The sequence below is a fragment of the Streptosporangium sp. G12 genome (assembly GCF_052983175.1).
Genome location: NZ_JBRIQO010000038.1, coordinates 1 through 25,933, shown reverse-complemented (window position 1 = coordinate 25,933; position 25,933 = coordinate 1). Strand labels below are relative to the sequence as shown.

General features: G+C 70.7%; 24 protein-coding genes and 2 pseudogenes. 11 read left to right on the top strand and 15 right to left on the bottom strand.

The genetic code is table 11. The annotated features are described in order from the left end of the window. Window positions 1–293: 293 nt before the first annotated feature. The 3 genes from ACVCAG_RS40535 to ACVCAG_RS40525 form a co-directional block, all read right to left on the bottom strand. Window positions 294–524 carry a hypothetical protein gene (locus ACVCAG_RS40535; RefSeq protein WP_447191391.1) on the bottom strand — a complete coding sequence of 77 codons (231 nt, stop codon included), beginning with the start codon at window positions 522–524 and terminating at the stop codon, window positions 294–296. Between the two features lie 77 nt (window positions 525–601). Then, the gene (locus tag ACVCAG_RS40530) at window positions 602–817 is read right to left on the bottom strand and encodes a hypothetical protein (protein ID WP_447191390.1); all 216 of its coding nucleotides are present in this window, start codon (window positions 815–817) and stop codon (window positions 602–604) included. 115 nt (window positions 818–932) lie between these two features. Beyond that, window positions 933–1,280 carry a hypothetical protein gene (locus ACVCAG_RS40525; RefSeq protein WP_447191389.1) on the bottom strand — a complete coding sequence of 116 codons (348 nt, stop codon included), beginning with the start codon at window positions 1,278–1,280 and terminating at the stop codon, window positions 933–935. 48 nt (window positions 1,281–1,328) lie between these two features. On the opposite strand from ACVCAG_RS40525, the gene ACVCAG_RS40520 reads away from it, so the two are divergent. Beyond that, a complete protein-coding gene (locus ACVCAG_RS40520; RefSeq protein WP_447191388.1) occupies window positions 1,329–2,279 on the top strand; it encodes an SDR family NAD(P)-dependent oxidoreductase in 951 nt (316 codons plus the stop codon). A gap of 717 nt (window positions 2,280–2,996) precedes the next feature. On the opposite strand, the gene ACVCAG_RS40515 is transcribed toward ACVCAG_RS40520, so the two are convergent. Beyond that, entirely contained in the window at window positions 2,997–3,158 is a 162-nt protein-coding gene (locus ACVCAG_RS40515) for a hypothetical protein (protein WP_447191387.1), read from the bottom strand. 92 nt (window positions 3,159–3,250) lie between these two features. Here ACVCAG_RS40515 and ACVCAG_RS40510 point away from each other — a divergent pair, with 92 nt between their 5' ends. After that, window positions 3,251–3,442: a hypothetical protein gene (locus ACVCAG_RS40510; protein WP_447191386.1), complete on the top strand. Its 192-nt coding sequence runs from the start codon at window positions 3,251–3,253 to the stop codon at window positions 3,440–3,442. Here ACVCAG_RS40510 and ACVCAG_RS40505 read toward each other — a convergent pair. Together ACVCAG_RS40505 and ACVCAG_RS40500 are read right to left on the bottom strand one after the other, a co-directional pair. Continuing rightward, complete coding sequence (locus ACVCAG_RS40505; RefSeq protein ID WP_447191385.1) at window positions 3,417–4,268, bottom strand: hypothetical protein; 852 nt, start codon at window positions 4,266–4,268, stop codon at window positions 3,417–3,419. The two genes, ACVCAG_RS40510 and ACVCAG_RS40505, sit on opposite strands and share 26 nt — an antisense overlap. Next, on the bottom strand, window positions 4,265–5,185 hold the full coding sequence (locus tag ACVCAG_RS40500; protein ID WP_447191384.1) for an ABC transporter ATP-binding protein: 921 nt from the start codon (window positions 5,183–5,185) through the stop codon (window positions 4,265–4,267). The genes ACVCAG_RS40505 and ACVCAG_RS40500 overlap by 4 nt, the downstream gene beginning before the upstream one ends. Before the next feature lie 131 nt (window positions 5,186–5,316). Here ACVCAG_RS40500 and ACVCAG_RS40495 point away from each other — a divergent pair, with 131 nt between their 5' ends. The 5 genes and pseudogenes from ACVCAG_RS40495 (at window position 5,317) to ACVCAG_RS40475 (ending at window position 9,403) form a co-directional block, all read left to right on the top strand. Then, window positions 5,317–6,492, top strand: coding sequence for a sensor histidine kinase (locus ACVCAG_RS40495; protein ID WP_447191383.1), 1,176 nt, complete (start codon window positions 5,317–5,319; stop codon window positions 6,490–6,492). After that, complete coding sequence (locus ACVCAG_RS40490) at window positions 6,489–7,157, top strand: response regulator (protein ID WP_447191382.1); 669 nt, start codon at window positions 6,489–6,491, stop codon at window positions 7,155–7,157. The genes ACVCAG_RS40495 and ACVCAG_RS40490 overlap by 4 nt, the downstream gene beginning before the upstream one ends. 54 nt (window positions 7,158–7,211) lie before the next feature. After that, window positions 7,212–7,628, top strand: coding sequence for a hypothetical protein (locus tag ACVCAG_RS40485; protein WP_447191381.1), 417 nt, complete (start codon window positions 7,212–7,214; stop codon window positions 7,626–7,628). 643 nt (window positions 7,629–8,271) lie between these two features. Further along, window positions 8,272–8,663, top strand: a pseudogene (locus ACVCAG_RS40480) (phosphotransferase); the annotation flags it as partial. Between the two features lie 365 nt (window positions 8,664–9,028). Next, entirely contained in the window at window positions 9,029–9,403 is a 375-nt protein-coding gene (locus ACVCAG_RS40475) for a hypothetical protein (RefSeq protein WP_447191380.1), read from the top strand. Between the two features lie 705 nt (window positions 9,404–10,108). Here the strand turns inward: ACVCAG_RS40475 and ACVCAG_RS40470 are convergent. From ACVCAG_RS40470 to ACVCAG_RS40450, 5 genes and pseudogenes are all read right to left on the bottom strand, one after another. Further along, window positions 10,109–11,325, bottom strand: a protein-coding gene (locus ACVCAG_RS40470; protein ID WP_447191416.1) for an IS3 family transposase whose coding sequence is annotated in 2 segments (ribosomal slippage) — window positions 10,109–11,022 and window positions 11,022–11,325 — 1,218 coding nt in all. Because the reading frame shifts where the segments join, the coding sequence is not laid out codon by codon here. A gap of 69 nt (window positions 11,326–11,394) precedes the next feature. Beyond that, window positions 11,395–11,751, bottom strand: a pseudogene (locus tag ACVCAG_RS40465) (maleylpyruvate isomerase family mycothiol-dependent enzyme); the annotation flags it as partial. A gap of 223 nt (window positions 11,752–11,974) precedes the next feature. Next, window positions 11,975–17,464 (bottom strand): ATP-binding protein, encoded by a 5,490-nt coding sequence (locus ACVCAG_RS40460; protein ID WP_447191379.1) that lies wholly within the window; start codon window positions 17,462–17,464, stop codon window positions 11,975–11,977. Between the two features lie 398 nt (window positions 17,465–17,862). Beyond that, window positions 17,863–18,480 carry an SRPBCC domain-containing protein gene (locus tag ACVCAG_RS40455; RefSeq protein ID WP_440088718.1) on the bottom strand — a complete coding sequence of 206 codons (618 nt, stop codon included), beginning with the start codon at window positions 18,478–18,480 and terminating at the stop codon, window positions 17,863–17,865. Window positions 18,481–18,546: 66 nt separating this feature from the next. Next, window positions 18,547–19,050, bottom strand: coding sequence for a DinB family protein (locus ACVCAG_RS40450; RefSeq protein ID WP_440088717.1), 504 nt, complete (start codon window positions 19,048–19,050; stop codon window positions 18,547–18,549). A 164-nt stretch (window positions 19,051–19,214) separates the two neighbouring features. On the opposite strand from ACVCAG_RS40450, the gene ACVCAG_RS40445 reads away from it, so the two are divergent. The 3 genes from ACVCAG_RS40445 (at window position 19,215) to ACVCAG_RS40435 (ending at window position 22,655) form a co-directional block, all read left to right on the top strand. Beyond that, on the top strand, window positions 19,215–20,432 hold the full coding sequence (locus ACVCAG_RS40445) for a cytochrome P450 (protein ID WP_440088716.1): 1,218 nt from the start codon (window positions 19,215–19,217) through the stop codon (window positions 20,430–20,432). Beyond that, window positions 20,426–21,181 carry a TetR/AcrR family transcriptional regulator gene (locus ACVCAG_RS40440; protein ID WP_447191378.1) on the top strand — a complete coding sequence of 252 codons (756 nt, stop codon included), beginning with the start codon at window positions 20,426–20,428 and terminating at the stop codon, window positions 21,179–21,181. The genes ACVCAG_RS40445 and ACVCAG_RS40440 overlap by 7 nt, the downstream gene beginning before the upstream one ends. 121 nt (window positions 21,182–21,302) lie before the next feature. Then, a complete protein-coding gene (locus ACVCAG_RS40435) occupies window positions 21,303–22,655 on the top strand; it encodes a penicillin-binding transpeptidase domain-containing protein (RefSeq protein WP_440088713.1) in 1,353 nt (450 codons plus the stop codon). 95 nt (window positions 22,656–22,750) lie between these two features. On the opposite strand, the gene ACVCAG_RS40430 is transcribed toward ACVCAG_RS40435, so the two are convergent. Continuing rightward, on the bottom strand, window positions 22,751–23,410 hold the full coding sequence (locus ACVCAG_RS40430) for an SRPBCC domain-containing protein (RefSeq protein ID WP_440088711.1): 660 nt from the start codon (window positions 23,408–23,410) through the stop codon (window positions 22,751–22,753). After that, complete coding sequence (locus tag ACVCAG_RS40425; protein WP_440088709.1) at window positions 23,407–23,829, bottom strand: metalloregulator ArsR/SmtB family transcription factor; 423 nt, start codon at window positions 23,827–23,829, stop codon at window positions 23,407–23,409. Before ACVCAG_RS40425 ends, ACVCAG_RS40430 begins: the two co-directional genes overlap by 4 nt. Window positions 23,830–23,961: 132 nt before the next feature. Between ACVCAG_RS40425 and ACVCAG_RS40420 the strand changes: the two genes are divergently transcribed. Further along, on the top strand, window positions 23,962–24,420 hold the full coding sequence (locus ACVCAG_RS40420; protein ID WP_440088707.1) for a hypothetical protein: 459 nt from the start codon (window positions 23,962–23,964) through the stop codon (window positions 24,418–24,420). 64 nt (window positions 24,421–24,484) lie between these two features. On the opposite strand, the gene soxR is transcribed toward ACVCAG_RS40420, so the two are convergent. Beyond that, on the bottom strand, window positions 24,485–24,940 hold the full coding sequence (gene soxR, locus ACVCAG_RS40415) for a redox-sensitive transcriptional activator SoxR (protein WP_440088706.1): 456 nt from the start codon (window positions 24,938–24,940) through the stop codon (window positions 24,485–24,487). A 47-nt stretch (window positions 24,941–24,987) separates the two neighbouring features. Continuing rightward, window positions 24,988–25,617: an acyl-CoA-like ligand-binding transcription factor gene (locus ACVCAG_RS40410; protein WP_440088705.1), complete on the bottom strand. Its 630-nt coding sequence runs from the start codon at window positions 25,615–25,617 to the stop codon at window positions 24,988–24,990. Window positions 25,618–25,933: the final 316 nt, after the last annotated feature.

Here is a 25,933-nt window from a genome sequence, read left to right as displayed (position 1 = left end):
AATGCGGCGCAGCTTGCACACCCCAGCGGAGCCCGTGTCGCTGATCCCCGAGGTTTCACCCTTCGCGTTGTCCCAAGATGTTCTTCACTCTCCGCCACTGACCTTCTCGTCGCGACTCGCTGTCAGGATCTTGTCGTTCAACATCAGTGGGGTGTGGTGAGGGGCGTTTGATGAGGGTCTTCGGTTTCCGCGCTTCGGGCGCCGCGCCGCCTCAGGCCGCCGGGAACGAGATCGGTGTTCAGCGCGCTTGCACGGTCACCAGGCTACCGGCCAGCCGGCCCTCGCGCGCCACCTCATTCATACGGGTCAGGGCCTCCCGCATGCTCGCCGGGGCTTGGTGCAGGCGCGGTCCGGTGCCGACCAAGCAGCAGGCAAACGCCCGCGCCGGTGGTGGCCTGCCGCCAGGCCGGATCCGTCTGCAGGTCGCCGTCATACAGCGCGCCGCCCGGGCCGATCATCCGCAGGCCGGCGGGGCCGTGCAGGTCGACCGTCCAGCCCGGGGCCGCCTCAGGTTCGGCTTCCACGACGGCTGGGCCATGGTGTTCCGCCCCGGTCACATTCAGGCGAGCGCGAGCACGGGACCGGCGCGGGAGGCAGGCGGTCAGTTGGTACTGGCCCGCCTGAGCAGGGCCTTGATTGCTCGGTTGTCGTCGCTGGACAGGCTCTTGCGGTGGGCCTGGCGCAGTGCGTGCAGGCGCCGTGCGCACCGGGCCTTGTTCTTGCGGTCTCCCAGGACCAGCGCCTCTTCCAGGTGCGCGATGGTGTCCTTGAACTCGCTGGCGATCTGCTCGTCGGAGCGGGGCGCGGGCACCCTCACTGCGGGCGCGTGCCGCCGAGTGGGCTCTGACTCACGTGGGCGGGGAGGCCTGGGCGCGGAGGCAGGGTCGCGCGTGGGCCCGCCGTCCAAACCCCGCAGCCGCGCAAGCTGGGCCTCAAGGACTTTCTCGCGGGCAGGGCTGGAGGCGGCGGCCCGTTGCGGAACAGGGGCACGCGCCGGAGCCAGCCTCGAGCCTGCTGTCGCTGGCGGTGCGGGCTCGGGCGGCCGGGGGAGCCCGGTTGGGCGTGGGCACGTACCGGCTGATGCGGCCCCAGTCCCCCACGTTGTCCGGGGTGGACAGGAAGACCTGCAGGGCCGCCGAGGTCGCGGTCGGGACGAACCTGATCTGTGCGTAGGCGATGCCCTGGCTGTCCAGGGTCGCCCGCACCGAGGCCGAGGCCCGCGGCAGTGTCGCGTTCGACGCCATTTGGCGGGTGCTGGCCGGCTCCTCCGCTGCGCCCACCGTCTGATCTCCATCCATCCCCATAATCTCCACCGTGAGGGAACCGACGTGCCAAACTCCAGCCGCAGCACATCGCAGGCCAGGACGTGGATCATCACCGGGCCGACGTCCGGAATCGGCCGGCGCACCGCGCTCAGGCTCGCCGAGCACGGCTCCGTCGTGCTGGTGGGCCGCGACCCGAACAAGCTCGCAGAGGTCGAAGCCAAGATCAACGCGCGGCCCCAGGGTCACGCGGTATCGGTGGTCTGCGACTTCTCCGACATCCCGAGCGTGCGGCGCGCGGCCGCACGGATCGTCGCGCTCGGTCTTCCGATCGCCGGCCTGCTCAACAACGCGGGCATCGTGCCGACCCGCGCCGATCAAATCGCACAGGGGTGGAACCTCGCCTTCACGACCAATCACCTCGGACCATTCGCACTGACGGAGGCGCTCATTCCGCACCTTTCCGACGGTGCGAACGTCGTGTTCGTCTGCTCGGCCGTCGAGGATTCGGAGCGGAAGCCCGCGGCCGTCGCCGGCTTCCGCGGCGGGCGCTACATCTCGGCAGAAGCCAGCTTGCGCGGCGAATGGAAGCCCGGCGGCTCGTCCAAAGCTGGCTTCGACGCTTACGTCACCTCGAAGCAGTGCAACCTCGCCACCGTGCTCGCGTTCGCGCGTGAGACTCCGCGGCTGCGCTTCAACGCGGTCGAACCGGGCTTCATGCCGGGCACCGGCCTCGGCCGCGACGCGAACGCCGCCGCCCGGTTTCTGGCGAAGTACTTCGCCGCGCCGCTCGCGCCCCTCATCAAGTACTGGAGCACCCCGAAGCGCGCCGCCCGGATGATCACCGGGGTACTGACCGACAGGTCGGATCGGACAGGGGCGTACTACGACGAGAACGGCCAGCCGATGGTTGGCCCCGCTCAAGTCCGTGACCTTGCTTTCGCTGACCGCGTCGTTGCCGAGACCCGTGCGCTGCTCGCCACCATTCCCGTGGACGCAGCACCCACGAATCGGTAATCGCCGACCGCGACCTGGTTGTAAGTTCCGGCGGCAAATGGGTCTGGTGCATGGCTCTAGGCTCTGCCAAATCCGCCATCGGGCAAGTCCGCTCTGGTCAGACCCATGGCGTCAAAACATGTGACACTAAGCCCGGTTGGCCGTTCCACTCCTACTGGCAGGCCAAACACCAGCCCGGTTCGGCCCCGAACCGCTACAGGGGTCGCAGGGCGTCACCGCTGGGACTGCACGAATCACCACATGTAGTGGTTAGCAGGTCCATGATGCCCTGCAGCTAGGACATCTAGCACGCAAGTTCGGAAAATCCCAGCTCAAGCCGCGCGCCTCTTTAACTCAGGGTCATACGGGCTGTTCACGTCACGTTTCCTCGGCCCCGGCTGCCGCGGGGCGGTGTTCACCCCCGCCTGCACCGCGCCGGAACGTTTCGTTGGAAGAGGGTTCCAATCGTTCGTAGGGCGCCGCTCGCGCAGGGCCTGCAGCAAGTCGGCGGCCCTGAGCGTTACCCGCGCCGCGACGAGGTCGTCGCCTACCTAAAGCGCTACGCCGCCGCGCTGATCGAGCGCGGCGCCGAGCTGCGCACCGGACCCGTGTCGAGGCCGTCCACCCCGCCGGTGAGCCCGGCACGAGCTGTTGCTCGAGAAGGGCGAGGTGGACGAGGCCATCGCCGCGTTGCGAGCCCTGGCCCACACGGGCGTTTGCTCTGTCGTCCGCCAGCTCCTAGAGCTTCTGGTGGAGCACGCCCCGCTCGCAGAGCTGCGGGCGCTGGTCGACGTCGACAGCCGAGTCACCACCGGTGAACTGGTCACGCTGCCGGCTCAGCACGGTCGCATCGACGACCTTCGCGCGCTGGCCGAGCAGGGACACCCCGTTGCCGCTCACCGGCTGGCTGAAGCGTTGGCCGAGCAGGGGCAGGCAGAGGAGGCCATCGCCCTGTTGACGTCGCCACCGCCGACCGTCCTGAGGCCCTCTCGTTGCTGGCCCGGCTGCTGGCCGAGCAGGACCGTCTCGACGAACTGCGCGCGCTGGCCGAAGCCGATCCCGACACTGCCGGCTACCGGCTGGCCGAGTTGCTGGCCGACCGGTCGACTTTCGCTCAGCCGGTGACGCTGTGGCTGTGCCATCGGAGGGCCGGTGAGGTCAGAGGTCACGGCGGTAGACGATGATCATGGAGATGGCCGCCGCGCCGAGCGACCAGGCGGCGTACACCGTCCATGATCCGGTAATCGACGCCGGGTGGGGAACCGGCAGCGGGGAGTGACCGACCTCGGTCAGCCGATCCCATGCCCCCCGTGGCAGCGCGTGCAAGAGGGCGGCCGATCGTTCATCGCGCTCGTCGAGCAGTGACGGCAGCAGCAGGACGCCGGTGATCGTCGCGATGGCGGCGGCGGTGTGCCGGACGCACACGCCGATGGCGAGGCCGACCAGTGCGCACACCGGCGCGAGCAGGGCTGAGGCCGCGATGGCGCGCAGCACGCCGGGGTGACCGAGCGGCAGGGCGAGGTGCCGGCCGGACAGGATGGCCTGGGTCACGCCGAAGGACGTTCCCGCGACGACGGCGCCGTAGGCGAGCGTGCACGCCGTCACGACGGTCATCTTGGCGGCGAGTACGGCGCGCCGCGCGGGTACGGCGGCGAAGGTCGTGCGGATCTGCCCGGAGCTGTACTCGCTGACGATCGTGAGGGCGCCGATGCCGCCAGCGACGAGCATGAGAACCAGGCCGGCGCCGGGCGTGAAGGCGTCGCGCATCGCCCGGATCGGTACGAACGTGTCCCGGATCTCCGGCGGGAAGAGTGGGTAGTTCGTGTAGTCCGTGACGGTGGCGTTCAGGTTGATCCCGATGACGATCAGGGCGCCGAGCCCGAACGCCCAGGGCATGAAGCGCAGGGACCACAGTTTGATCCACTCGGCGGCAAGGAGGTCGCCGAAGCGGTCGCGGTGCTCGACGGCGCGTGCGGCGGCGATCGCCCGCGAGGGTACTGCTGTGGTCATCGGGAGTCTCCTGTCCGGAATTCCACGCTGTGCGCGGTGACATCCATGAAGGCCTCCTCCAGCGAGGAGGTACGGGTGGCGAGTTCGGCCAGCGGGATCCGGTGGTGGCAGGCGAGTTCGCCGATACGGGCCGCGCTCAAGCCGGCCACCGTAAGGGGTGCGTCCTCGCCGGGGTCGGGCGGCCGGACCGTGGCGCCCTCGGCGGTCAGTACGGCCGTCAACGTGGCGGTGTCGGCGGCCCGGACGGTCACGCTCGGCCGGGCGCCGCGGGCGGCGAACCGCGCCGCGCTCTCCTCGGCGATCAGCTCGCCCCGGCCGATGACGACGAGGTGCTCGGCGGTGCTCTCCATCTCGCTCATCAGGTGGCTGGAGACGAACACGGTGCGCCCCTCGGCGGCCAGCCGCCGGAACAGGCCGCGTGCCCAGCGCACCCCCTCGGGGTCCAGGCCGTTGATCGGCTCGTCGAACAGCAGCACGGGCGGGTCCCCGAGCAGCGCGGCGGCGATCCCGAGCCGCTGCTTCATGCCGAGGGAGAACCCGCTGACACGGCGTCGTGCCGCGCTCGCCAGGCCCACCTCCTCCAGAACCTGCGCCACTCTGCTGCGCGGGATGCCGTTGCCCCGGGCCAGCGCGAGCAGATGCGTCGCCGCGGTACGTCCGCCGTACACGTCATGGGCGTCGAGCAGCGCCCCGACCTGCCGCAACCCGCGCGGGCGATCCCGGAACGGGCGGCCGTCGATGGTGGCCGTTCCGCCGGTGGGCTGCTGCAGGCCGAGGAGCAGCCGCAGGGTGGTGCTCTTCCCGGCGCCGTTGGGGCCGAGGAACCCGGTGACGTGACCTGGGCGGACGGTGAAGGTCAGGTCTTTGACGGCGGTGGTCCGGCCGTAGCGCTTGGTCAGTTCGTGAATTTCGATCACCCACCCCACGGTGCCGTGGCCCGGCTGGCGCGGCGTCGGCCCACGGGCCACAACTGCGGGGGCGGGGTAGCCCGTGGTCGTACGACCACGGGCCGACGCCGCCGCCGGGCCGGGCAACTACGATCGCCCCTATGCCCGCCACCGACCGCCCCTGGCTGAGGGTGCGTGCGCTTCTCGCCTGGGCGGGGGCCTGCGCCTACCCGTTCGCCCTGGCCCTCGCCGTGCAGGCGGGGCCCTATCGTTCGGCCGGGCTGCGCCTGTTCCTGTCGGCCGCCGCCACGCTGCTGCCCATCGCGCTGCTGCGGCGCAGCCCGGTGGCGGCCCTGGCGCTGATGCTCGCCGGCATGGTCGCCGCGGCGGCCACGCGGCCCTATCCGGAGCTGCTGTACCTGTCCGTTCTCGCGACCGACGTCGGCGTCGGCCACATCGTGGCCAACCGCCCGCGCCGTATCGCGTTCCTCGCCGCCGGCATGACGCTCGCCGTGCAGATCGGCTCCGCGACCTACCTCGGTGTCCGGCGAGACGTGTTCGTCGGCACCGTCGTGGTTCTCGTCCTCGCGCTGATCACCGTGTGGATGAGCGGCAGGGCAGTGCGGGAGCGCCGCGAGCACGCGGCCGAGCTGCGGGCCAGGACCGCGGCCGAGGCCGTCACCGGCGAACGGCTCCGCATCGCCCGCGAGTTGCACGACGTGATCGCGCACAGCATCGGGATCATCGCCATCCAGGCGGGCGTGGGCAGACGGGTCTTCGACACGCAACCGGCCGAGGCCCGCAACGCGCTCGCCACCATCGAGAACACCAGCAGGGACGCCCTCTCCGGACTACGCCGCACCCTGGTCGCGCTGCGCCGCCCGCAACCGGGGACCCCGCCGCCTTCCGCGGCGGAAGCCGCGTCCCTCGACCCTGCCCCCGGGCTCGCCGATCTCGACCGGCTGGTCGCGGCGACGAGAGACGCAGGCGTCCGGGTCGAGGTGAGACGGCTCGGCGAACGGCGGTCGCTTCCCGCCGAGGTCGATCTGGCCGCGTTCCGCATCGTCCAGGAGGCGCTCACCAATGTGCTGCGCCACGCAGACGCCTGCGAGTGCCGGGTGACGATCGGCTACCGGGACGGCGAGGTGCGCGTCGAGGTCGAAGACGACGGACGCGGCGGCCGCACCGGCGGCACCGGCGGCCTCGGCCATGGCATCGTCGGCATGCGCGAGCGGGTCAACCTGCTGTGCGGCGAGTTCACCGCCGGACCACGTCCCGGGGGCGGCTTCCGCGTGACCGCCCGGCTGCCCCTGTCCGAAGGAGCTCACGTCCCATGACGGTTCGCGTCGTCCTCGTCGACGATCAGCCGCTCGTCCGTGCCGGCTTGCGCGTTCTGATGGCCGACACGCCGGACCTGGAGGTCGTCGCGGAGGCCGGGACCGGCGCCGAAGCGGTGCGACTGGCCCGGGACATCCGGATCGACGTGATCGTGATGGACATCCGCATGCCCGGCATGGACGGCATCGAGGCGACCCGGCTGATCACGGCGGGCCCGGCCGCGCCACGGGTCCTCGTCCTCACCACCTTCGACGACGACGACCACGTGTACGCCGCGCTCCGCTCCGGCGCCAGCGGCTTCCTCGTCAAGGACATGGCGCTGGACGACATCCTCATGGCGATCCGCGTGGTCGCCGCCGGGGACGCGCTGATCGCGCCCAGCGTCACGCGGCGGCTCATCGCAGAGTTCGCCGCCCGCCCGGAGACCGGGGAAGGGCGCCGACCCCCATCGCACCCGCGTCCCGTCGAGGGCATCACCGAGCGCGAACGCGAGGTGCTGACCCTCGTCGGACGAGGGCTGTCCAACGGCGAGATCGCCGCCCGCCTCCACATCAGCGTGGCCACCGCCAAAGCCCACGTGTCACGGCTGCTCACCAAGCTCGACGGCCGCGACCGCGTCCACCTCGTCATCATCGCCTACGAATCAGGGATTGTCCGACCGTAGCGACGTCGGGACGGACGGTCGCTGCCACCCGTCTGATGGGGCTTCATCACCAGAATGCTGAGCAGGACGTTCTCCTGCGGCACCTCGGTGGTGAAGCTGTCGGTCCGGCCGGCCTGGACCTGCGCCTGCAGGTCGTCGGTCAGCTCCCCGACCAAGCCGGCGGCGACCTGCGTGGGCTGCCATGCCTGGGGCGTGCTCCCGGGGCGATACTGCCGCGCCTGCTACACCTTCGGCCAGCTCCACCAAGTCGGCCAGTGCGCAAGCTGCCACTGCGAGGTCCCGATCAAGAAGGGGTATTGCCGGCTGTGCTGGCCGCAGCCGGGCGGCTTCTACCGCTGCATCCGGGGACACGAGATCTCGTCGGCGCCAGTCAAGCTGGTCGGGCAGATCCGGCACCTTTCGTCAGCAGGGGTGGAAAAGGGGGGCGGGCGGCACGGGGCCAGGTGCCGTCACCGAAGGGCGCTCTCCTGAAGAGAGTCGCACTTGCGCCGGTCCTGGCCACATCATGCTTGTTCGCCTCTCGGGCGCCGTCAGCGGCGACGCCTCCGGCGGCGCGAACTCCTGCTGCTGTCGAAACCACCGCCGCTGGGCGATCGGGGATCCGGGTACGGGCCATGTGAAGTCCTGAAGACAAGCAGGCCGAGGTACTGCTTAATCGTCATGTTTTCTCCGTAGATGACGTACCGACCCAAACCGGCACTTCTCTTAGACGTCTAACGCACACCAGAACGGAGCCGATATAACGACACTTCTGGAGTTGGACCCGCATCTGCGCACACTACTTCGCCAACGCCGCCTGGCTGGAAGAGGACGTGCTGCTGCGCAACGCGGACCGGCTGGCCGGCATCCCCGGCGCCCTGATCCACGGCCGCCTGGACCTGGGCAGCCCTCTCCAGACGGCCTGAGAGCTGACCGAGGTCTGGCCGGACGCCGAGCTGCACGTGGTGGCCGACTCCGGACACACCGGCAGCGAAACGTTCAGGAAGGTGCTGCACGGGGCCATCGAGGGGTTCTCCCCGGCCAAGGAGAAGTGAACCCGCACGTGCGTGGAGTCGGAGGCGACCGTGGTCGTCCCCTCGCCCCACAGCTCGCCATCCGGCTACCGGTGCGCCGCATGACTCACACCGCGATGGTTATCACTGCGCAGTTGGTGCGGGATCTGCTGCGCGACCAGCACCCCGACCTGGCCGATCACCCTGTGAGGCTCGGCGCGCGGGGCTGGGCCAACCAGCTCTGGCGGCTCGGCGACGACCTCGCTGTCCGGTTGCCCTGGGTGGGGACACCGCGGACGAACTGCTACTCAAGGAGCACACCTGGCTGCCCGCCCTCGCCCCGCGCCTTCCACTGCCGGTTCCCGTCCCGCAACGCCTTGGTGAGCCCTCCGCGCGGTTCCCGCGTCCCTGGATCGTCACCACCTGGGTTCCGGGCGAGCCCGCCGGCCGCGCCCCCGTCACGCGCGGCGCGGAGGCGGCCGACGCCCTGGCCGCCTTCTTGACGGCACTGCACAACCGGGACTGTAGAAAAAACGGCTCTGGCTCACTTTCGGTGGTGACGGAACGTGCGCATCAAGCTGACGTCGCGGAGCTGGGCGGTTTCCTTATCAGACGCCTGTGCGACCGCGCGGTCGCCCGTGCCCCCTGCTCGCCGGACCGCGCCACGACACCCTTCTGGCCGCCTGATTCGTCTCCAGCGCCTCCTCATCACCTGTGAGCACGCTTGGTTACCACCGAAAGTGAGCCAGAGCCGTTTGATTGACAGACCCGACGGCTACGTGTATCAAGATCCCCCAGACGTCCGCTGCCGTCCGTGGCAGGGTTAAGGATCAATCAAGCCGGTGCAGATCTGGCCAGACGGGCCCACGAGGTGAGAGCGTGACCATGACTGATGCGCATGCCGGGCGCAAGGGGCGAGCAAGAAGCGGCCTATGGGGTCCCGCTCTGGCGAACCTCGGACTTGGTGTGCCCGCCATGGTGCCGTTCTATCTGGCGTGGTGGCTGCTGACCGAGTACATGCCGATGGACTGCGCCCTTGCCGAGCCCACCAACTGCAACTACGAGACCCTCGAGAACGGGTTTTTCATCACCATTTTACTGGTGACAACCGGTCTACTCACCTTGACACAGATAATCGTGATCGACGTATGCCTCCCACTCTGGCATAGACGACGGCTGGCGGCGTGGCTTGGCTCTGCCGTGCTCATCCCCGTCCCGTTCGTGGTGTGCGTGGCGCTGGCCTCGCTGGTCTGACGACCGGCTCTAAAATCCCATTTGCCGATGCCTCGCGACCAGGCAACATGACGGATCTCCGATGGGACGAGGTCAGGGACCTCTTCGATCCCGACTTAATAGGCCGCCCAACTACGTAAAGTAACTAATTCATTACCTATAGTAGATTATGCGCGATGGGAAAGACCATGGCGGTCCAGTGACAGCCATCTGGCCTGCAGGTCCGCGCCCGCAACCCCGGGCGTAGCCACGCTTGGCCGAGTGGGGTGTGCCGCAAACCGAGCCAGCGCCGCCCCAAAGCAACGCTGGAATCGGAAGCCCCAAGGCGGCTTGACACAGGGGGTGTTAACGAGTAGCGCGACCTGCGGAAATGTCCAATCCAGCGTTATCGCTTCGCAAGGCGCCTGACTCGTCCCCAAACGCCCGAACCGAAACCTGCCCTCCGTATGTAATATCGTCGCGCACCGCGACCTGCAGCCACGCCGCTGATTTGGGCCGTGTGGCGCGACTCTTGCCGACGGGCCTTCTTGGATCCGGGCTGCGTTCGGTCATTTGGCCTACGTGAAAGAAGAGATCATCGTCTTCTGACCTGCTGGAAGGGTCCTCCAACCCTAGATAATGTTCTCCCCTTCGACCTCGTAGTCGGCGGCGCCACTCCTGTAGGGTCCGCGCTTTGATGTCCCTTTCCGCGTCGCGGGGGTTCCCCCCTGAATGTGGACACCGATCTCAGGCGGCAGCCTTCAGGTTATCTGCCCTCTCCCCGTAGTCGATCGGGCTCATTTGGCCGAGACGGGAGTGCCGTCTGACCGTGTTGTAGCGGGTGATCCAGCGAAACACCGTCAGGCGGGCGGTGCGGGCGTCGGGCCAGCGATGTGAGCCCTGCAGGGTTTCGCGTTTGAGGGTCGCGTCGAACGACTCGGCCAAGGCATTGTCGGCGCTGGTTGCGACCGCTCCTCGCGAGCGGGTGACGCCGAGCCGACGACAGGCCTGCTCGAACTCTCGCGAGCAGTACTGGGCCCCGTTGTCGCTGTGGAAGACCGCGCCCTCCAAGCGGCCGCCCCGGGTGTGCGCGGCAGCCTGTAACGCGTCGACGACGAGTTCGGTGCGCATGTGGTCGGCGATCGACCAGCCCACCAGACGACGCGAATACAGATCCACGACCGTGGCCAGATAGAGGAACATGCCGCCCCCAACGGGCAGATACGTGATGTCACCCACGTAGCGGCTGTTTGGCCGCTCAGCGGTGAAGTCGCGGTGGAGCAGGTCCGCCACCGGCCGGGCATCCGGCTCCGGCACCGTGGTGCGGACCTTCTTGCGCAGATGCAGCCCGACGATGCCGTACTGGCGCATCACCCGCTCAACCCGCTTGTGGTTGACCTCGATCCCGGCCGCACGCAACTCAGCCGTCATCCGGGGCGAGCCATGGGTGCCCTCATACTCGGTGTGAATCCGCCGCATCCGCCGGGCCAGATCCTCCTCGGCCTGGCGGCGGGCCGGCCGCGCACCGGCGCCCTTCAGCCACCGGTAGAAGCCTGAGCGCGATACCTGTAGCACCCGGCACAACCGCTTCACCCCGTAGAGCGCCTTGTGATCGTCAACGAACTGGAAGCGGTTCACCAGTTCGTCTCGCCCGCGAAAAGCTTCGCGGCCCTGCGCAGGATGTCCCGCTCTTGCTCCAGCTCCCGGATCCGCGCCTTGAGCTGCTTGTTCTCCTCTTCCAGCACGTCGTCCGAGGGTACGTGCCGGCCCGACGCGCTCTTACCCACCGCGGCCGCGCCGGCTCCGCCTTCACCGCGGGCCTGCGCGGCACGCACCCAGACTCGCAGCGTCTCGCGGCTGACCCCCACATCCCGCGCGATCGACGTGATCGTCCGGTCCGGCCTCGACAACACCAACGCCACCGCGTCGGCCTTGAACTCGGGCGGGTAGTTCTTCATCACCATCAGTGACATCTCTTCCCCTGGACCTCAAGATCCAGTCTCCAAGGTGTCCACATTCAAGGGGGAACGCCCGGTGGTGCTCGTGACGACGCGGCGGAAACTGTCATGCGTCTCGGCCGCGGTCGCCCCCAGCTGCTCGGCGAGCCGCATGGCGACCTGCCTGTCGAAGTCGAAGCGGCAGCGGATCACGCCCGCCAGCCACCGCACCGGGGTGAGGCTCGCCGCCGAGGTGAGGTGCGCCAGCACCTCACGCACGGTCAACCCGGTGCACAGCGACGGCGTCGTCCACTGCTCGCCGGTCAGGTTCGCCAGGTCCGCCGCGAGGGCCGCTCGTTCGGCGTGGATCAGCGGCCAGATGTCGGACGCGCGGCGGAGATCCGCCTTCGGTTCCGGATCGGTCGTGTCGGGCGGCGTTCCGTCGTGGGCCATGGGAGTCCTCGCAGCGGTCGGTGAGGGGTCAGAAGGTGAGACTCCCGCCACGAGGCGGAATCGTCGCTCGCGAACCGTCTTCTCGCGGACGATCCCGTTCGTGGGGCGGCACGACGCGTGCCGCCCCACGACTCCCCGTTCGAGTCGGCGGCCGGAGAGCGCGGCCTCTGCCGGCCGGAGGACGGCAGAGGCGAAGGCGTGGGCCTCCGGCTCCGGGACCGGGTCAGACCTGCCGGGCGAGGCCCCTCTCGACCGCCTCAATGATCTTCGGCCGCAGCTCGGCGCAGCTGATGATCATGTCCACCGAACCGACGTCGACCGCCCGCTGGATGCTGTGCACGCGGTCGAACTCGGTGGCCACCTCGGTGAGCTTCTCGGCTCGCACGGACGACCGCAGCTCGGCCAGCTCGGTGGCCAGCGCGGCCCGCGTGGCGGCCGGTGCCTCCGCGACACGGGCGGCGAGCGCGAGCACGCGGGGGTCGTTGCCGGTCCGCTTGTCGACGTCGCGCGCGAAGACCACCGCGGCGGCCGGAGCACCGCCGAGCACCGAGGCGAACGAGCCCTCGACCGCGAGCACGGTCATGTTCGGGTTGAGCGCCTTGGAGAACACCACGAACGCGCCGCCGTGGTACCGGGAGATCACGCAGAACACGATGGGGCCCTTGAAGTTCACCACCGCGCGGCCGATCTCCGCGCCGTACTCCAGCTGCAGCTTGCGCATCGACTCGGGCGACCCGTCGAACCCCGACAGGTTGGCCAGCACGACCAGCGGGCGGTTCCCGCTGGCGGCGTTGATGGCCCGGGCGGCCTTCTTGGACGACCTCGGGAACAGGGTGCCCGCGGTGTAGGTGTCCGGGCCGTCGGTGGGCGGGAACCCGCGACGCGGCACGGACCTGGACTCGATGCCCAGCAGGCACACCGGCCGGCCGCCGAGGTGGACGTCCCAGGTCGCGGCGGTGTCCGCGTCGGCCATGCCCGCCCACCGCTCCAGCACCGGGTGGTCCTGATCGGACAGCGCGCGCATGACGGTGCGGATGTCGAACGGCTTCTTGCGGTCCGGGTTGGACTCGACGGAGAAGATCTGGCCCACCGTCGTGAAGTCGCTGTCCGGCACGCTGTGCGGGAACGTCGACACGTCGCGGTCCACCGGGTCGCCGGTGACCGTCCTGCGCGGCCCGCTCTCCCCCGGCGCGATGTAACTGTGGTCGTAGTGCGACATCAGGATCTCCCGAGCGCCGCGGATGTCCGGCGCCCAGTACTGTGCCTGGCCGTTCGGGCCCATGATCCGGTCGTACCCGCCGATGCCGTGGTTGTCCTCGGCCGACACGCCGCCGGAGAAGTCGAGCGACTGCTTGCCCGTCAGCACCATCGCGGAGTCCGGCGTCATCACCAGGATGCCCTTGGTGTGCATGAGCATCGTGGCCTCGGCGTTCCAGTACGGCTGGGCGCCGACGTTGATGCCCGCGACCACGATGTTGATCTCACCGCCGTCCTGGGTGAAGTTCACGATCCGCTTCAGCGCGGCCGCCACCCAGTCCATGTTCTCGGTGCCGGACGACATCGAGATCCGGGCGCCCGCGGAGAGCGCGAACCACTCCAGCGGCACCCGCATCCGCTCGGCCAGGTCGAGCGCGGCGATCACCCGCGCGCACTCGGGCTCGGACAGCGCGCCGAGCGCCTTCGTCGGGTCGCCCAGCAGCACGACGCGGGTCATGCCCTCCGGGTGGCGCGACGTGGGCGTGCTGACGACGCCCGCGACGAGGGCGGCGGTGTTGCGCCCCTTGGGCCTGTTCACCGGCACCAGCTCCGACCGCTCGTCCAGGTCGTACTCGGTGAACGAGCCGAACGGCCCGGCGAGCATGGCGGTCAGCTCGTACGGGTGGTGCGTGCCTCGGCTGTGCGCGCGCAGCACCTCCTGGCGGTAGTCGTCCAGCGGCTCGATGGGCTCGGTCGGCGGCGGCACGACGGACAGCTGCACGCCGGAGCCCACGTCGTAGCCGATCCGCACGGCGATGTCGACGAGCTCGCCGGTGGCGCCGTCGCGGCGCCTGCCGAGGAAGAGCACCTCCTCCAGGCCCGCGCCCGCCGTCGTCGGCAGCACGCGCTTCGCCACGGTGTTCAGGTCCTCCGGCGAGAGGTCGTTCGGCGGCCACACGTAGATGACGATCCGGTTGGTGGCGGACGTCTTCGCGCCGGGCTTCTTGGCCCGGCGGATCGCGTCGAGGCACGTGGCCAGGATGTTCTCGGCCGCGGGCAGCGCGACGAGCCTGCCCTCGTCGTCGCGCAGCGGGGTCAGGTCGCGGACCTGCCCCAACGCGACGAGGCGCTCGTCGGACGGGTTCTGCCGCGCCGTGGCCCGGAAGAGGTAGACCTCCTCGTCGGGGGCGGGCAGCCGGGTGAGGTCGAAGTCGCGCAGCCGTTCCAGCTGCATGCGCTCGGCGATGCGCGGGTGCAGGCCGCGCAGCAGCCGTTCCTCCGCGAAGCCGTCCGCGGACGGCCGGAAGGTGAAGTGGTGGTGCATCACGGCGCCGCTGTTGCCCGCGACGGTCGTGACGATGCGGCCGACCCGGTTCGACGGCTGCTGCGCGACAATGACCTCGCGCAGGCGCTCGGCCATCTCGTCGGGGTCGCTCGGGCCGTCCGACCAGGTCAGGTAGATGTCCGCCACCAGCTCGCCGTCACCGGCGAACTCGTCGACCGCCTTGACCGCCTCGGTCAGCGCCAGGAAGTCGACCGCGGTGGCCACGACACGGCCGTTGCCGGTCGTGGTGCGGTGGTCGGCGACGACGAACGTGCAGCCCGCCATCTTGCTCACCCGGATGTCGCCGAGCGCGCGGTTGCCGTAGTAGCGGCGGCTCAGCACCTCGAGCAGCGGCACGGGGTCCGCGCCCTCGCGGCCGATCCGCTGGCCGACCAGCCGGACGAGCGGCTCGGCGCTGGCGACCATGGCGGAGATCCGCTCGGCGCGGTCGGGCGCGTCCGGGTGCCGGTCGAGGTGGCGCAGGTGCTTGCGTACGGCCGTGTAGACCTTGGCGCGGGTGCGGCGCAGCAGCGGCTGGGCGAACCAGGCGAACACCACGCCGCGCGCCAGGTCCGCGACGGCCGGGAACCGGACCTGGGTGGCGGCGACCAGGTGCTCCAGCGCCAGGCCGACGGTGACGCGGTCCGCCTCGGCGGGCGGGGACTCCTTGACCCACTGGCGCAGCAGGGTCGTCACCACGGCGACGTCGGTGGACGCGCGCCGCTGGGCCAGGAAGATCCGGAAGACCGCGTCCTCCAGCTCCGGCGTGCGCTCCAGGCCCTCGACGCCGTAGCGGGACAGCACGTGCGCGAGCCGCTGCCGGAAGCTCTCCGACAGCCCGGCCCGGTCCGGGTCCAGGTACTGCAGGTAGGTGTGGAAGTACTCGCGGGGGCTGTGCACCGAGGAGTCGGGCTTCGACTCCTCCCCGGCGGGCCGGTTGCGGCTCAGCTCGCTCAGGTCGGCGAACAGGCGCAGCAACTCGACCTCGCCGGCCGGCTCGTGCTCGCCCTTCTCGGCGAGCTCGGCACGCGCGGCCAGATAGCCGGTGAGCAGGCGCTTCTCGTCCCGCGAGTCGATGTCGAAGCCCAGCAGGAGGCTGCGCAGGTCCTGCAGCCCGCGCGCGGCCCGCTCGGCCGCGGGCACGTCCGCCGGCTCGGCCGGCAGATCCAGCTCGACCTCCCGCACCTCGGCCACGGGACCGGCCGCCTCGTCGCCGTCGCCCAGCGGCTCCAGGCGCAGCAGTCGGGCACCCGCCTCCACCTGGCTGCCGACCGACACCGCGAGCTCCCGCACGCGGCCGCGGAACGGCGCGCGCAGCACGGTCTCCATCTTCATGCTCTCGACCACGAGCAGCGGCGCGCCGGCCTCGACCTCGTCGCCCGCCTGCAGCGGCGTGGCCACCACGAGCGCGGGAACCGGCGAGCGTACGATGCCGCCCTCGTCGCGGCTGATCCGGTGCGTGACGCCGTCGACCTCGACCAGGTGGATCGGGCCGTGAGTGCTCGTGACGACCTTGAAGCGGACGCCGTTCACGGTGATCTGGCCGCTGTGCTCGTCGAAACGCTCGATGTCGACGTCGGCCGCGTGCTGGGGGCCGCCCGCCGAGATGCCGATGCGGAACCGGTGGCCGCCGGTGCGGGCGACCTGGACGCGGTAGCCGACGTCGCGGAGCTTGAGCTCCAGCGCGCGTCCGCTCTCGTGCTGCGACTGCGGGCGGCCGCCGTGCGCGGCGGCCAGGAAGCGCTGCCGCGTCACGGCCTCCTCGTCCTCGTAGGCCTCGATGGCGGCGGCGATCAGCGCGATCGCGGAGTGCCGGTGCGCGACGAGGGCGCCCTGGGCGCGCACGCGGTCGATCCAGCCGGTGTCGGCGGACCCGTCGATCACCGCGGGCTCGTCGAGCAGCGTGCGGACGAAGCCCTTGTTCGTCACGCCGCCCTCGATGATGACGGTCGTCTGTGACATCGCGCGGCGCAGGCGGGCCAGCGCCTCCGTACGGTCACGGCCATGCGCGATGATCTTGGCGATCATCGAGTCGAAGTCGGCGGGGATCGTGTCGCCCTCGCTGAACCCGGTGTCCACCCGGATGCCGGGGCCGCTGGGCAGTGCCAGCCGCGCGATCCGGCCGGGTGAGGGCGCGAAGTCGCGGTCGGGGTCCTCGGCGTTGAGGCGCGCCTCGACGGCGTGACCCCACTCCTGTGGCGCGTCCCCCTCGAGCCTGCCGCCCGCCGCGACGTGCAACTGGGCCTTCACCAGGTCGACGCCGGTGGTGATCTCGGTGATCGGGTGCTCGACCTGCAGACGCGTGTTGACCTCGAGGAACGCGAACAGCCGCTCACCGGGGTGGTAGAGGAACTCGATGGTGCCCGCGCCCCGGTAGTCCACCGCGAGCACGAGCCGCTCGGCCGACGCCTTCAGCTCGGCGACCTGCTCGGCGCCGAGGACCGGGGAGGCGGACTCCTCGATGATCTTCTGGTTGCGCCGCTGCACGGAGCAGTCGCGCACGCCCAGCGCCCACGCGGTGCCCTGCCCGTCGGCGATGACCTGCACCTCGACGTGCCGGGCGCCCGTCACCAGGCGCTCCAGGAACACGACGCCGCTGCCGAACGCCCGCGCGGCCTCCTGGCGCGTCAGCTCGTAGGCCTGGGACAGCTCGTCGGCGTCGGCGACCATCCGGATACCGCGGCCGCCGCCGCCCGCGGTCGCCTTCAGCATCAGCGGGTAGCCGATCCGCTCCGCCGCCGCCTTCGCCTCCTCCAGCGTCTCCACCGGACCCCGGCTCCACGGCGCGACGGGCACCCCGACCTCTTCGGCGATCAGCTTCGAGCCGATCTTGTCGCCCAGCCTGCGCATCGCCTCGGCGCTCGGGCCGACGAACGTCACGCCGATCTCGGCGCACAGGTCGGCGAACGCCGGGTCCTCCGCCACGAAGCCCCAGCCGACCCAGGCCGCGTCCGCACCGGTCTCGACCAGGGCCTTTCTGAGGACCGCGTGGTCCAGATAGGGCCGGTCCGCGGCGAGTCCCAGGTCGTAGGCGATGTCCGCCTCCCGGACGAACGTGGCCGTCCGGTCGGAGTCCGTGTACAGGGCGACGGTCTCGATCCGTGTGCCCGTCTCCGCGGCTAGGTCCTGAACGGCGTGGATGAGCCGCATGGCGGCTTCACCGCGGTTGACGATGGCGACACGACTGAACACTGAGCGGGCCTTTCGAAGACGGTGAACACGGCGGTCGTCCCCGCCGTAACCGGGGTACATCCTCTCGACTGCCTCCGGATACCGGAATGGCGGGGACTAAGCGTGTTTCGCGGCCGGAGTTGTGCGGCTCGCACAAACGCGCCCATCGGGATGGTGTGACATCTGGCGGGTATGACATGTGACTGATGTGATCTTGGTCGCGCGACGGCTCGTGGACTCGAAGGTCCGTTCGGACCGGTCACGGGCGAGGGTAGTCCGTTTGCCGGGCGGCGACAAAGATGGCAGCTCGCGCCCGTGCCGTCCGCGTGGCGTGCCCGTGGGAGCGATGGGTGACGCGCCGCCGATCTTCGAAAACGACGGTCCCCCGGGGGCGGCGCGGGGAGAGCGCCCGTCCCGGGTCATGGCGGCTCCTCTTGCGGGGCGTAGAACGCGGTGGTGGCGGCGACGGCGGCGGCGACCTGGCCGGGCGGGCCTCCGGCGGCCTCGTGGGCCCGGCCCCAGGCCTGGCTGCCGGCCGCGATGAAGCGCCGGCCCTCGTCGGTCAGGTGGAAGGTGTCCTCGTCGACCTTGGGCGCGCCCGACAGGTGCAGGCCGAGGCCCAGGAAGGCGAGGTCCCAGCCCACGCCGACGGCGCCGGGGCCGTAGCCGGTCCACATCTCCGGCGGCACGTCGGCGGTGTGGCGCAGCTCGAACAGGGTGCCGCCGCCCTCCCCCGACAGGCGCACCTCCACCTCGGAGAAACCGGGGTCATCGCCGTACAGCCAGCTGATCCTCAGCAGGCGGGGCGGCTCGCAGCGCAGGATCTCGCCGCCCGCGTTGCCCTCGATCCGGTACGTTCCCCCCGGCCGCAGGTCCCCGGTGACGGGCTGGAACCAGCGGCTCAGCCGCTCGGCGTTCGTGCAGGCGTCCCACACGTCCTCGGGCTCCGCGTCGTAGCGCCGCCGCAGCGTCATGACCTTGCGCTCGCCGTCGAGCAGCTCGCGGTGCGCCTGGTTGATCTCGTCAACGATGTCCATCGGGTGTCCTCCGTGTCCTCCGTCGTGCGTCGTCCGTCGTGCGGCGGGCCTCGCCGGGAAGGACGCCTATTCGCCGGTGAAACCGTCGATCCGCTCGCGCAGCAGGTCGGCGTGGCCGTTGTGCCGGGCGTACTCCTCGATCATGTGGACCAGGATCCAGCGGTGGGAGCAGTCCTGCCCGTGGCGCTGCCGCTTCGCGACGGCGTCCAGCGGCACCTCGGCCGAGAGCTTGCGGGCAAGCTCGATCTCGGCCCGCCAGGTGGCGAAGGCCTCCTGGGCGGAGGCGGTGTCCACGTCGTTGAAATCAGCGTCGGGGTCGTCGGTCTTGTACAGCAGGGGGACGTCCTCGTCGTTCAGCACGCGGCGGAACCAGACGCGCTCCACGTGCGCCATGTGGCGGACCAGGCCGAGGAGCGACAGGGTCGACGGCGGCACCGAGCGCTCTCGGAGTTGCTCCTCCGAGAGCCCCGCGCACTTGACGGCCAGGGTCTCGCGGTGCCAGTCGAGCCAGTTGTTCAGCATGGCGCGCTCGTCACCGATGAAGGGAGGAGGGATGCGGTTGTCAGTCACGGCTCACGATTATCGCACCGCGAAGTACCGTCCGGTCATGGCCGACGATCGGCTGGAGCCGCCGCGCTCGGGAGGTTCCGGTGAGGAGCGAATTCGAGTTACTTGACCTGAATAAGTCGGGCGACTTAAATGACGCCAACCGTGGTCTCCGAGGGAGAGTGATCTTGAGCGAGCTCAGCGCCGAGGCGCCCGAATACCCCTTCCGCAACCCCAGCGCGCTGGAGCCGCCGCGGGAGTGGGCCGAGCTGCGGGAGGGCTGCCCGGTCGCGCCGATCCGGCTGGCCAGCGGGGACACCGCGCTGCTGCTGACGCGTTACCAGGACGTCAAGGAGGTCCTGTCGGACCCGCGTTTCACCCGCCGGCTCGACGCCGAGGGGGCGGCGCGGGTGACGGCCAACGAGTCGGGCGGCGTGTTCGGCCGCAGCGGTGACGGCGGCGGCGACATGACAGGCGACACCCACCGGGCGTGGCGGCAGTTGGTGGGCAGGGCGTTCACCGCCAAGCGGGTCATCGCGATGCGGCCCAGGATCCAGGCGATGGCCGAGCGGCTGGTCGAGCGGATGGTCGTCCAGGGCGAGCCCGCCGACCTGGTGAGCGCGGTCGCCTTCCCGTTGCCGGTGTGGGCGATCTGCGACCTGCTCGGGGTGCCCGACTCCGACCGGGACAGGTTCGCGTACTGGTCGGACACCATGCTCAGCATGACCAGGTTCGGCCAGGAGGAGATCGACGCCGCCCAGGGCGAGTTCGACGCCTACCTGATGGCACACGTCGACACCAAGCGGGCCGAGCCGGGCGACGACCTGCTGAGCGAGCTGGCCTCGATGGTGGAAGGGCTGGACGGGCGGCTGACCGAGCAGTTGCTGGTGATGACGGCCAAGGGCCTGCTGGTTGCCGGGCACGAGACCACCGCCAACATGATCGGCAAAATGGTGTCGATGCTGCTGGCCGACCGTTCTCGCTGGGAGGCGCTGCTGGCCGACCGCACGCTGATCCGCTCGGCGGTGGAGGAGGTGCTGCGTTTCGACGCCAATCCCGGCTTCGGTATGCCGCGGTACCTCAGCGAGGGGGTCACGGTGGCGGAGGAGGAGCTGCCCGCGGGCACGACGGTCGTGTGCAGCATGGCCTCGGCCAACCGGGACGAGAGGCAGTTCGAGGGCGCCGGCGAGATGCGGCTGGACCGCTCGCCCAACCCGCACGTGACCTTCGGTGCCGGCCCGCACTCCTGCCTGGGGCAGGCGCTGGCCCGCACCGAGCTGCAGACCGTGCTGAGCGTGCTGCTGGAGCGGCTGCCCACGCTGGAGCTGGCCGTCCCGGCCGCCGAGCTCAGGCGCCGCGAGGGTCTCGTGGTCGGCGGGCTGGAGAAGGTTCCGGTCCGATGGTGACCGTGCCCGGCCGGACGGATCACGGAAAGACGGAGCACGACGAGAGGGAGCGTGGAAAGACCGTCCCCAGCAGGACCGCGTCCGGCGTGACGAAGCGCGGGAGGACCGTGCCCGGCAGGACGGAGCGGGCGCGGGAGACGCGCGGAGCCATCCTGGACGTCGCCGAGCGGCTGTTCGCCGAGCACGGGGTCGGCGAGGTCTCCAACCGGCAGATCGGCCAGGCCGCCGGGCAGGCGAACAACTTCGCCGTCGGCTACCACTTCGGCACCAAGGCCGACCTGGTACGAGCGATCATCCGCCGCTACACCACCGAGACCGAGGAGCGGCGGCTGCGCATGCTGGAGGCGATCGGCGACTCCGCCGACCTGCGCGCGTGGATCTCCTGCCTGGTACGACCCGCCACCGACCACCTCGACGCGCTGGGCGTGCCGAGCTGGCGGGCCCGCTGCCTGGCCCAGGTCACCGCCGTGCCCGCCCTGCGCCAGATCGTCACCGAGGAGTCCGTGGCGACACCGTCGATGCGGCGCACCCTGGACGGCATGCTGCGGTTGCTGCCCGACCTGCCGGAAGAGGTGCACCGCGAGCGCGGCGACATGACCCGCCTGCTCCTCGCGCACGCGCTGGCCGAGCGCGAGCGCGCCCTGCACGAGGGCGAGTCAACGACCCACGCGAGCTGGGAGGCCGTCGCCGTCGGGCTCGTCGACGCGCTGGCCGGCCTCTGGCGGGCTCCCGTCACCCCCTGCCCCTGACCGCGGAGAACGGATCCCTCATGCGTGGACCGAAGGGCAGGAGAGCCGTCGTGGCCGGTTGCCCGCGCCACGCCGTTCGCGGATGATCCATACACGGAGTGAGGCGCACCGAAGGGCGACGATGAGGGCACTGCTGGTTTTCCTGAGCATCACCGTGGCGGGGGCGTTGGTCGCGGTTCTCCTGTTGCTGCTGAACCCCGCGGACGGCGGTCCGGCTGAGGAGCACCTGGTCTCGGGGTCCGCCGCCGCCTCCGCCGCCTCCATCGCCTCCGCGTCCCCCGTGGCCGGAAAGAGCGTGCTGCTGGACGTCGAGGGCGCCGTCATCGAGGAGTTCTCCGGCGACTGCGCGAACAGCGGGTATCCCTCCCTGTGCCGGCAGATCAGGGAGCGGCTTCTCGCCGAGGACCCGCGGCTGCTCACCGGCGGCGGCCTGACGATCCGTACGACGATCGACCAGCGGCTCCAGCGGGCGGCGCAGCGGGCCGTCGACGCCCATGTCCACCGCGACGACCCGCAGGTCGTCACCCAGGTCATGATCGTCCCGGGTGAGGGCGCCATCAGGGCCATGGCCACCAGCCGTGAGACCGCCGGCGAGGTGGCCTTCCAGCAGGGCACGACGGCGATGCCCTACACCCTGGCCGCCGCACTCGCCGCCGGTCTGCGCCACGACGACGGCTTCCAGATCTCGGACGAGTACCGCGCCCCGGACTACGGGGCGTTCAAAAACTGTGCGAACGAGGCTGTCGCCGATCCGGCCCACACCGTCGTGAACCTGGAGAAGGGCGGGGACCGGTTCGTCACCCTGCGCTCGGGCACCCAGAAGGCGGTGAACACCTTCTTCATGCGCTTGACGGAGAAGGTCGGCTTGTGTGAGACCGTCAGGATGGCCGAGCGGCTCGGGCTCAGGCGCGCCGACGGGACGCCGCTCCGGGGGTTCGAGACGTTCACGCTGGGCGTCAACGAGGTCGACCCCGTCTCGGTGGCCAACTCCTACGCCAGCCTCGCCGCCCGCGGCCGCTTCTGCGAGCCGACGGTGATCACGGAGATCCGCGACGGCTCAGGGGTCCCACGTTCCTTCCCGCCTCGCTGCGGCCAGGTCCTGGATCCGGCGGTGGCCGACGCGGTCACCGCGGTGTTGTCGGAGGTCCTGGCGAAAGGCGCGCTCGGCGGCATCGGCCGCGAGGCGGCGGGCATGCCCGGCACGACCGCCGACTTCACCGCCGCCTGGTACGCCGGTTACACCCCCGGCCTGGCCTCGGCCGTCAGCCTCGGCGACCCGCGCGGCGCGTTCCGGCACCCGCTGATCGACGTCACCATCGGCGGCCGCCACTACCCGCGGGTGGACGGCACGTCGCTTCCCGGCCTGGTCTGGAAGGAGGCGATGTCCGAGGCGGTGCGGGGAACGCAGGAGACCGCCTTCACCCGGCCGGACGCCGATCGCTTCGGCGCCTGCCGCGACGCCTGTCCGAGCTGACCGCCACGGGCCCGGCCTCGACCCGGACGCGGCCCATGTCCTCGCTCATGGGCCGCGTTCTGGTCAAGGCCGGTGCGGCCCGCGTCCAGCGGCGATCAGCCGTTGTCGTCCCCCGGGGTCTCGGGGGCGAAGTGCCGCACCCCGAACGCGATGGCCGCGGCGAGGTCGTCGTCGCCGGTTCCCCAGGCGGCCTGGATCGCGGGCCCCCAGGCGTGGCAGCTACGGGTGGCGAACTCCTTCGCCTCGGGCGTGTCCTCCCAGCTCTCGGGGTCGAACGCGGTGCCGCGCAGGAACAGGTCGAGACCGAGCAGCGCGAGGTCCCAGCCACCGCCGATTCCGATCGTGCCGCCGGGCCCGTAGGTGCGTACCAGCTCGTCGACGATCTCGGCGGGAGAGGCGTGCTCCAGCTCCAGGACGGTGCCGCCGTCCTCGCCGCGCGCGAGGCGGACCTCGACCTCGGTGTTCATGCCCTCCCCGAGGGCCCAGGTCACCTTGATCAGATGGGGCTCCTCGCAGCGCAGGATCGTCCCGCCGGCGTTGTTCTTGAGCTGGTACGTGCCACCGGGCCGCAGGTCGCCGTCGACCGGGGCCAACCATCGGCCGATCCGGTCGGGGTCGGTGCAGGCGCTCCACACATCCTCGATCGAGGCGTCGTAGGTGCGGCGCAGGAGCAGCGACCGCCCTCGGCCGGTGGCGACCGGGAGGTCGCCGATCTCCCGGTGGGTGGCGTTGATCTGGTTGACGATGTCGATCACGTGTCTTCCTCGTTCCTCGTTGAGGGGTATCTGTCCGCGGGCGGTATCCCGGCGTCGTCCTCGCGCCGTTTCCGGGGCCCGCGTCCGCCGCGCGCGAGTTCGGCGCCCAGCGTGTCCAGGTGCCGGTTCCAGAACCGGCGAAAGCGCTCCAGCCAGATGTCGACCTCCTGCAGGGGTGCCGATTCGACGGCGTACAGCCGCCGGGTGCCGTCCGCGCGGACGGTCACGAAGCCGGAGTCCCTCAGCACCCGCAGGTGCCGCGACACCGCCGGCTGCGAGATCCCGAACTCCGTCCGGATGACCCCGCCGACCGCGCCCGCGCTCCGTTCACCGCCGGCGAGCAGCTCCAATATCCGGCGTCGCACCGGGTCACCGAGCGCCTCGAAGGCCTGCACGGCATCGACAATTTCATCTAACACTTATATAAGTCAAGTCTTAAATATTCGTGCGGCCGACCGCGATCCGTTCACCGCCGGCGAGCCCGCCCGGCGACCGGGACGCCTCGCCGAGCCCGGCCGACAAGGGCTTGAACAAAGGCCGAGCTCCTCACCGTGCCCGAACGCGGCTTCGCCGTCGTCGCGGTGTCCAACGCCGGCCCGGACGAGGGTCTCGCCTTCAACCGAGCCGTCGTGCGCTGGGCGCTTGCGCACCATCTCGGGGTGGTCGACCGGGACCCCGAGCCGCTCCCCTACGACGACGCCCGGGCCCGGGAGATCGCCGGGAGGTACGAGAACGACGCCATGACGCTCACCATCACCGCGGAGGGGGCGGTGCTACGGCTGGAGGTCCTCATCAAGCCGGAGATCAGGGCCTCGGCGGACATCGAACTGCCCGCCGACCACGCGCCGTTCGACTTCGGCCTGCTGCCCGGCGACGGGGACGAGTACGTCATCACCGGCGGCGCCTTCCAGGGGCAGCGCGGCTTCTTCACCCGCGACGCCGGCGGCGCGGTCGTGGGAGTCGACCTCGCCGGCCGGTTGTTCAACCGGGTCGCGACGGCCTCCGTGTGAAGCCCGGCGCCCGATGTCCCCGGTGCCGGCCGCCGGCTTTCCGCCCGTCGCCGCCGGGCCGGTGTCAGGGACCCAGCAGGCGGCGGGGACCCGGGCCGTGCTCGGCGAGCGTGTCCCCGGGGTTGATCAGCGCGCACTGCTCGAAGGACAGGCAGCCGCAGCCGATGCACTCGGTGAACCGGTCGCGCATCCGCTCCATCTTCTCGATGCGAGCGTTGATCTCCTCGCTCCAGCACGCCGACGCCTTGAGCCAGAACTCCCGGGTGGGCGGGACACCCTCGGGGAGGAAGCCCAGCACTCCCCCGATCACCGACAGCGGCATGCCGACACCCTGCGATGCGCGGATGAACGCCACCCGGCGCAGCGTGCTGCGGTGATAGCGGCGCTGGTTACCGGTGGTCCGGCGGCTGGCGATGAGCCCGCGCCGCTCGTAGAAGCGCAGCGCCGAGGCGGGCACGCCGCTGCGCTCGGACAGCTCGCCGATGGTCAGCTCCTCGGCGATCGTCGCGGGTTCCGGCATGGGCCAACCCTAACCTGAGGTGAACCTCGGTTCAGGTACGAGGCCGTTCACCCGGTGCCGCCGGGACGCCGGGACGGGGCATCGGGCGGCGCGACGGGCAGGACGCAGGACAGGGCGCGGCGCAGGGTGGTGGCGAAGGACTCGGTGTTGCCGGGCTCGAGCCAGTGCCGCCCCGCCACGCGGATGGCACCGGCGACCGCGGCGGCCGTGACGGCGGGGAACAGGTCGCGTCCGGGGTCGGTGCCGGTGCGCGTCGCGATCGCCTCGGCGAGCGGACCCTCCGCCATGGTGAACGCCTTCAGCGCCTCGCCCTCCAGCTCGGGCGTCGACATGATCATGCGCAGGCCGGCCTTGTCGGGCTCGGGGTCGCTGTAGAGCTCGATCACGGCCGCGGTGACGGCCTGGTCGAGCGGCTCGCCGGCGGGCCGCGAGCGCAGCGCCTGCCCCACGCGCCTGGACTGGTCGGCCTGGAAGGCGCAGATCGCCTCGGCCCTGCTCGAGAAGTAGTTGTTGTAGGTGCGGGGTGAGACTCCCGCGGCCGTGGCGATGTCATGGACGCGGACAAGGGCCAGCCCGTTGGGGCCTCGCTCGATGGCCAGGCTCAGCGCGGCATGGCTGATCGCCTCCCGGGTGGCCTGGCTGTTGCGTGCCCGGAGGTCCATCGCGTCGTCGTTCATGGGGCAACCCTATCGAAATTGCGCGCCACGCACTATGTGCGTGGCACGCAAGTTGTGGATAGAGTGCGGTGGAGCGCCTGGCACTCACGCCTGGAGAGTGCCAACCACACGGCGTGTGCCGGGACGGCGAGGTCCGTCGGCGGGTTGGCCGCCCGCCGGTGGGCCGTCCGTCGCGGGCGCCGTCCCGGAGAGCCCCGTCAAGAGCAGGAGCAGGAATGACATCGAAAATGATCGCGTTCAACGAGGACGCCCGGCGCGGTCTCGAGCGCGGCATGAACCAGCTCGCGGACGCCGTCAAGGTGACCCTCGGCCCCAA

Coding starts and splice junctions, on each gene's coding strand:
- ACVCAG_RS40505 (WP_447191385.1), bottom strand. CDS start 4,268: ATGACCACAGCAGTACCCTCGCGGGCGATCGCCGCCGCACGCGCCGTC.
- ACVCAG_RS40495 (WP_447191383.1), top strand. CDS start 5,317: ATGCCCGCCACCGACCGCCCCTGGCTGAGGGTGCGTGCGCTTCTCGCC.
- ACVCAG_RS40490 (WP_447191382.1), top strand. CDS start 6,489: ATGACGGTTCGCGTCGTCCTCGTCGACGATCAGCCGCTCGTCCGTGCC.
- ACVCAG_RS40485 (WP_447191381.1), top strand. CDS start 7,212: ATGCTGAGCAGGACGTTCTCCTGCGGCACCTCGGTGGTGAAGCTGTCG.
- ACVCAG_RS40455 (WP_440088718.1), bottom strand. CDS start 18,480: ATGGACATCGTTGACGAGATCAACCAGGCGCACCGCGAGCTGCTCGAC.
- ACVCAG_RS40440 (WP_447191378.1), top strand. CDS start 20,426: ATGGTGACCGTGCCCGGCCGGACGGATCACGGAAAGACGGAGCACGAC.
- ACVCAG_RS40435 (WP_440088713.1), top strand. CDS start 21,303: ATGAGGGCACTGCTGGTTTTCCTGAGCATCACCGTGGCGGGGGCGTTG.
- soxR (WP_440088706.1), bottom strand. CDS start 24,940: ATGCCGGAACCCGCGACGATCGCCGAGGAGCTGACCATCGGCGAGCTG.
- ACVCAG_RS40410 (WP_440088705.1), bottom strand. CDS start 25,617: ATGAACGACGACGCGATGGACCTCCGGGCACGCAACAGCCAGGCCACC.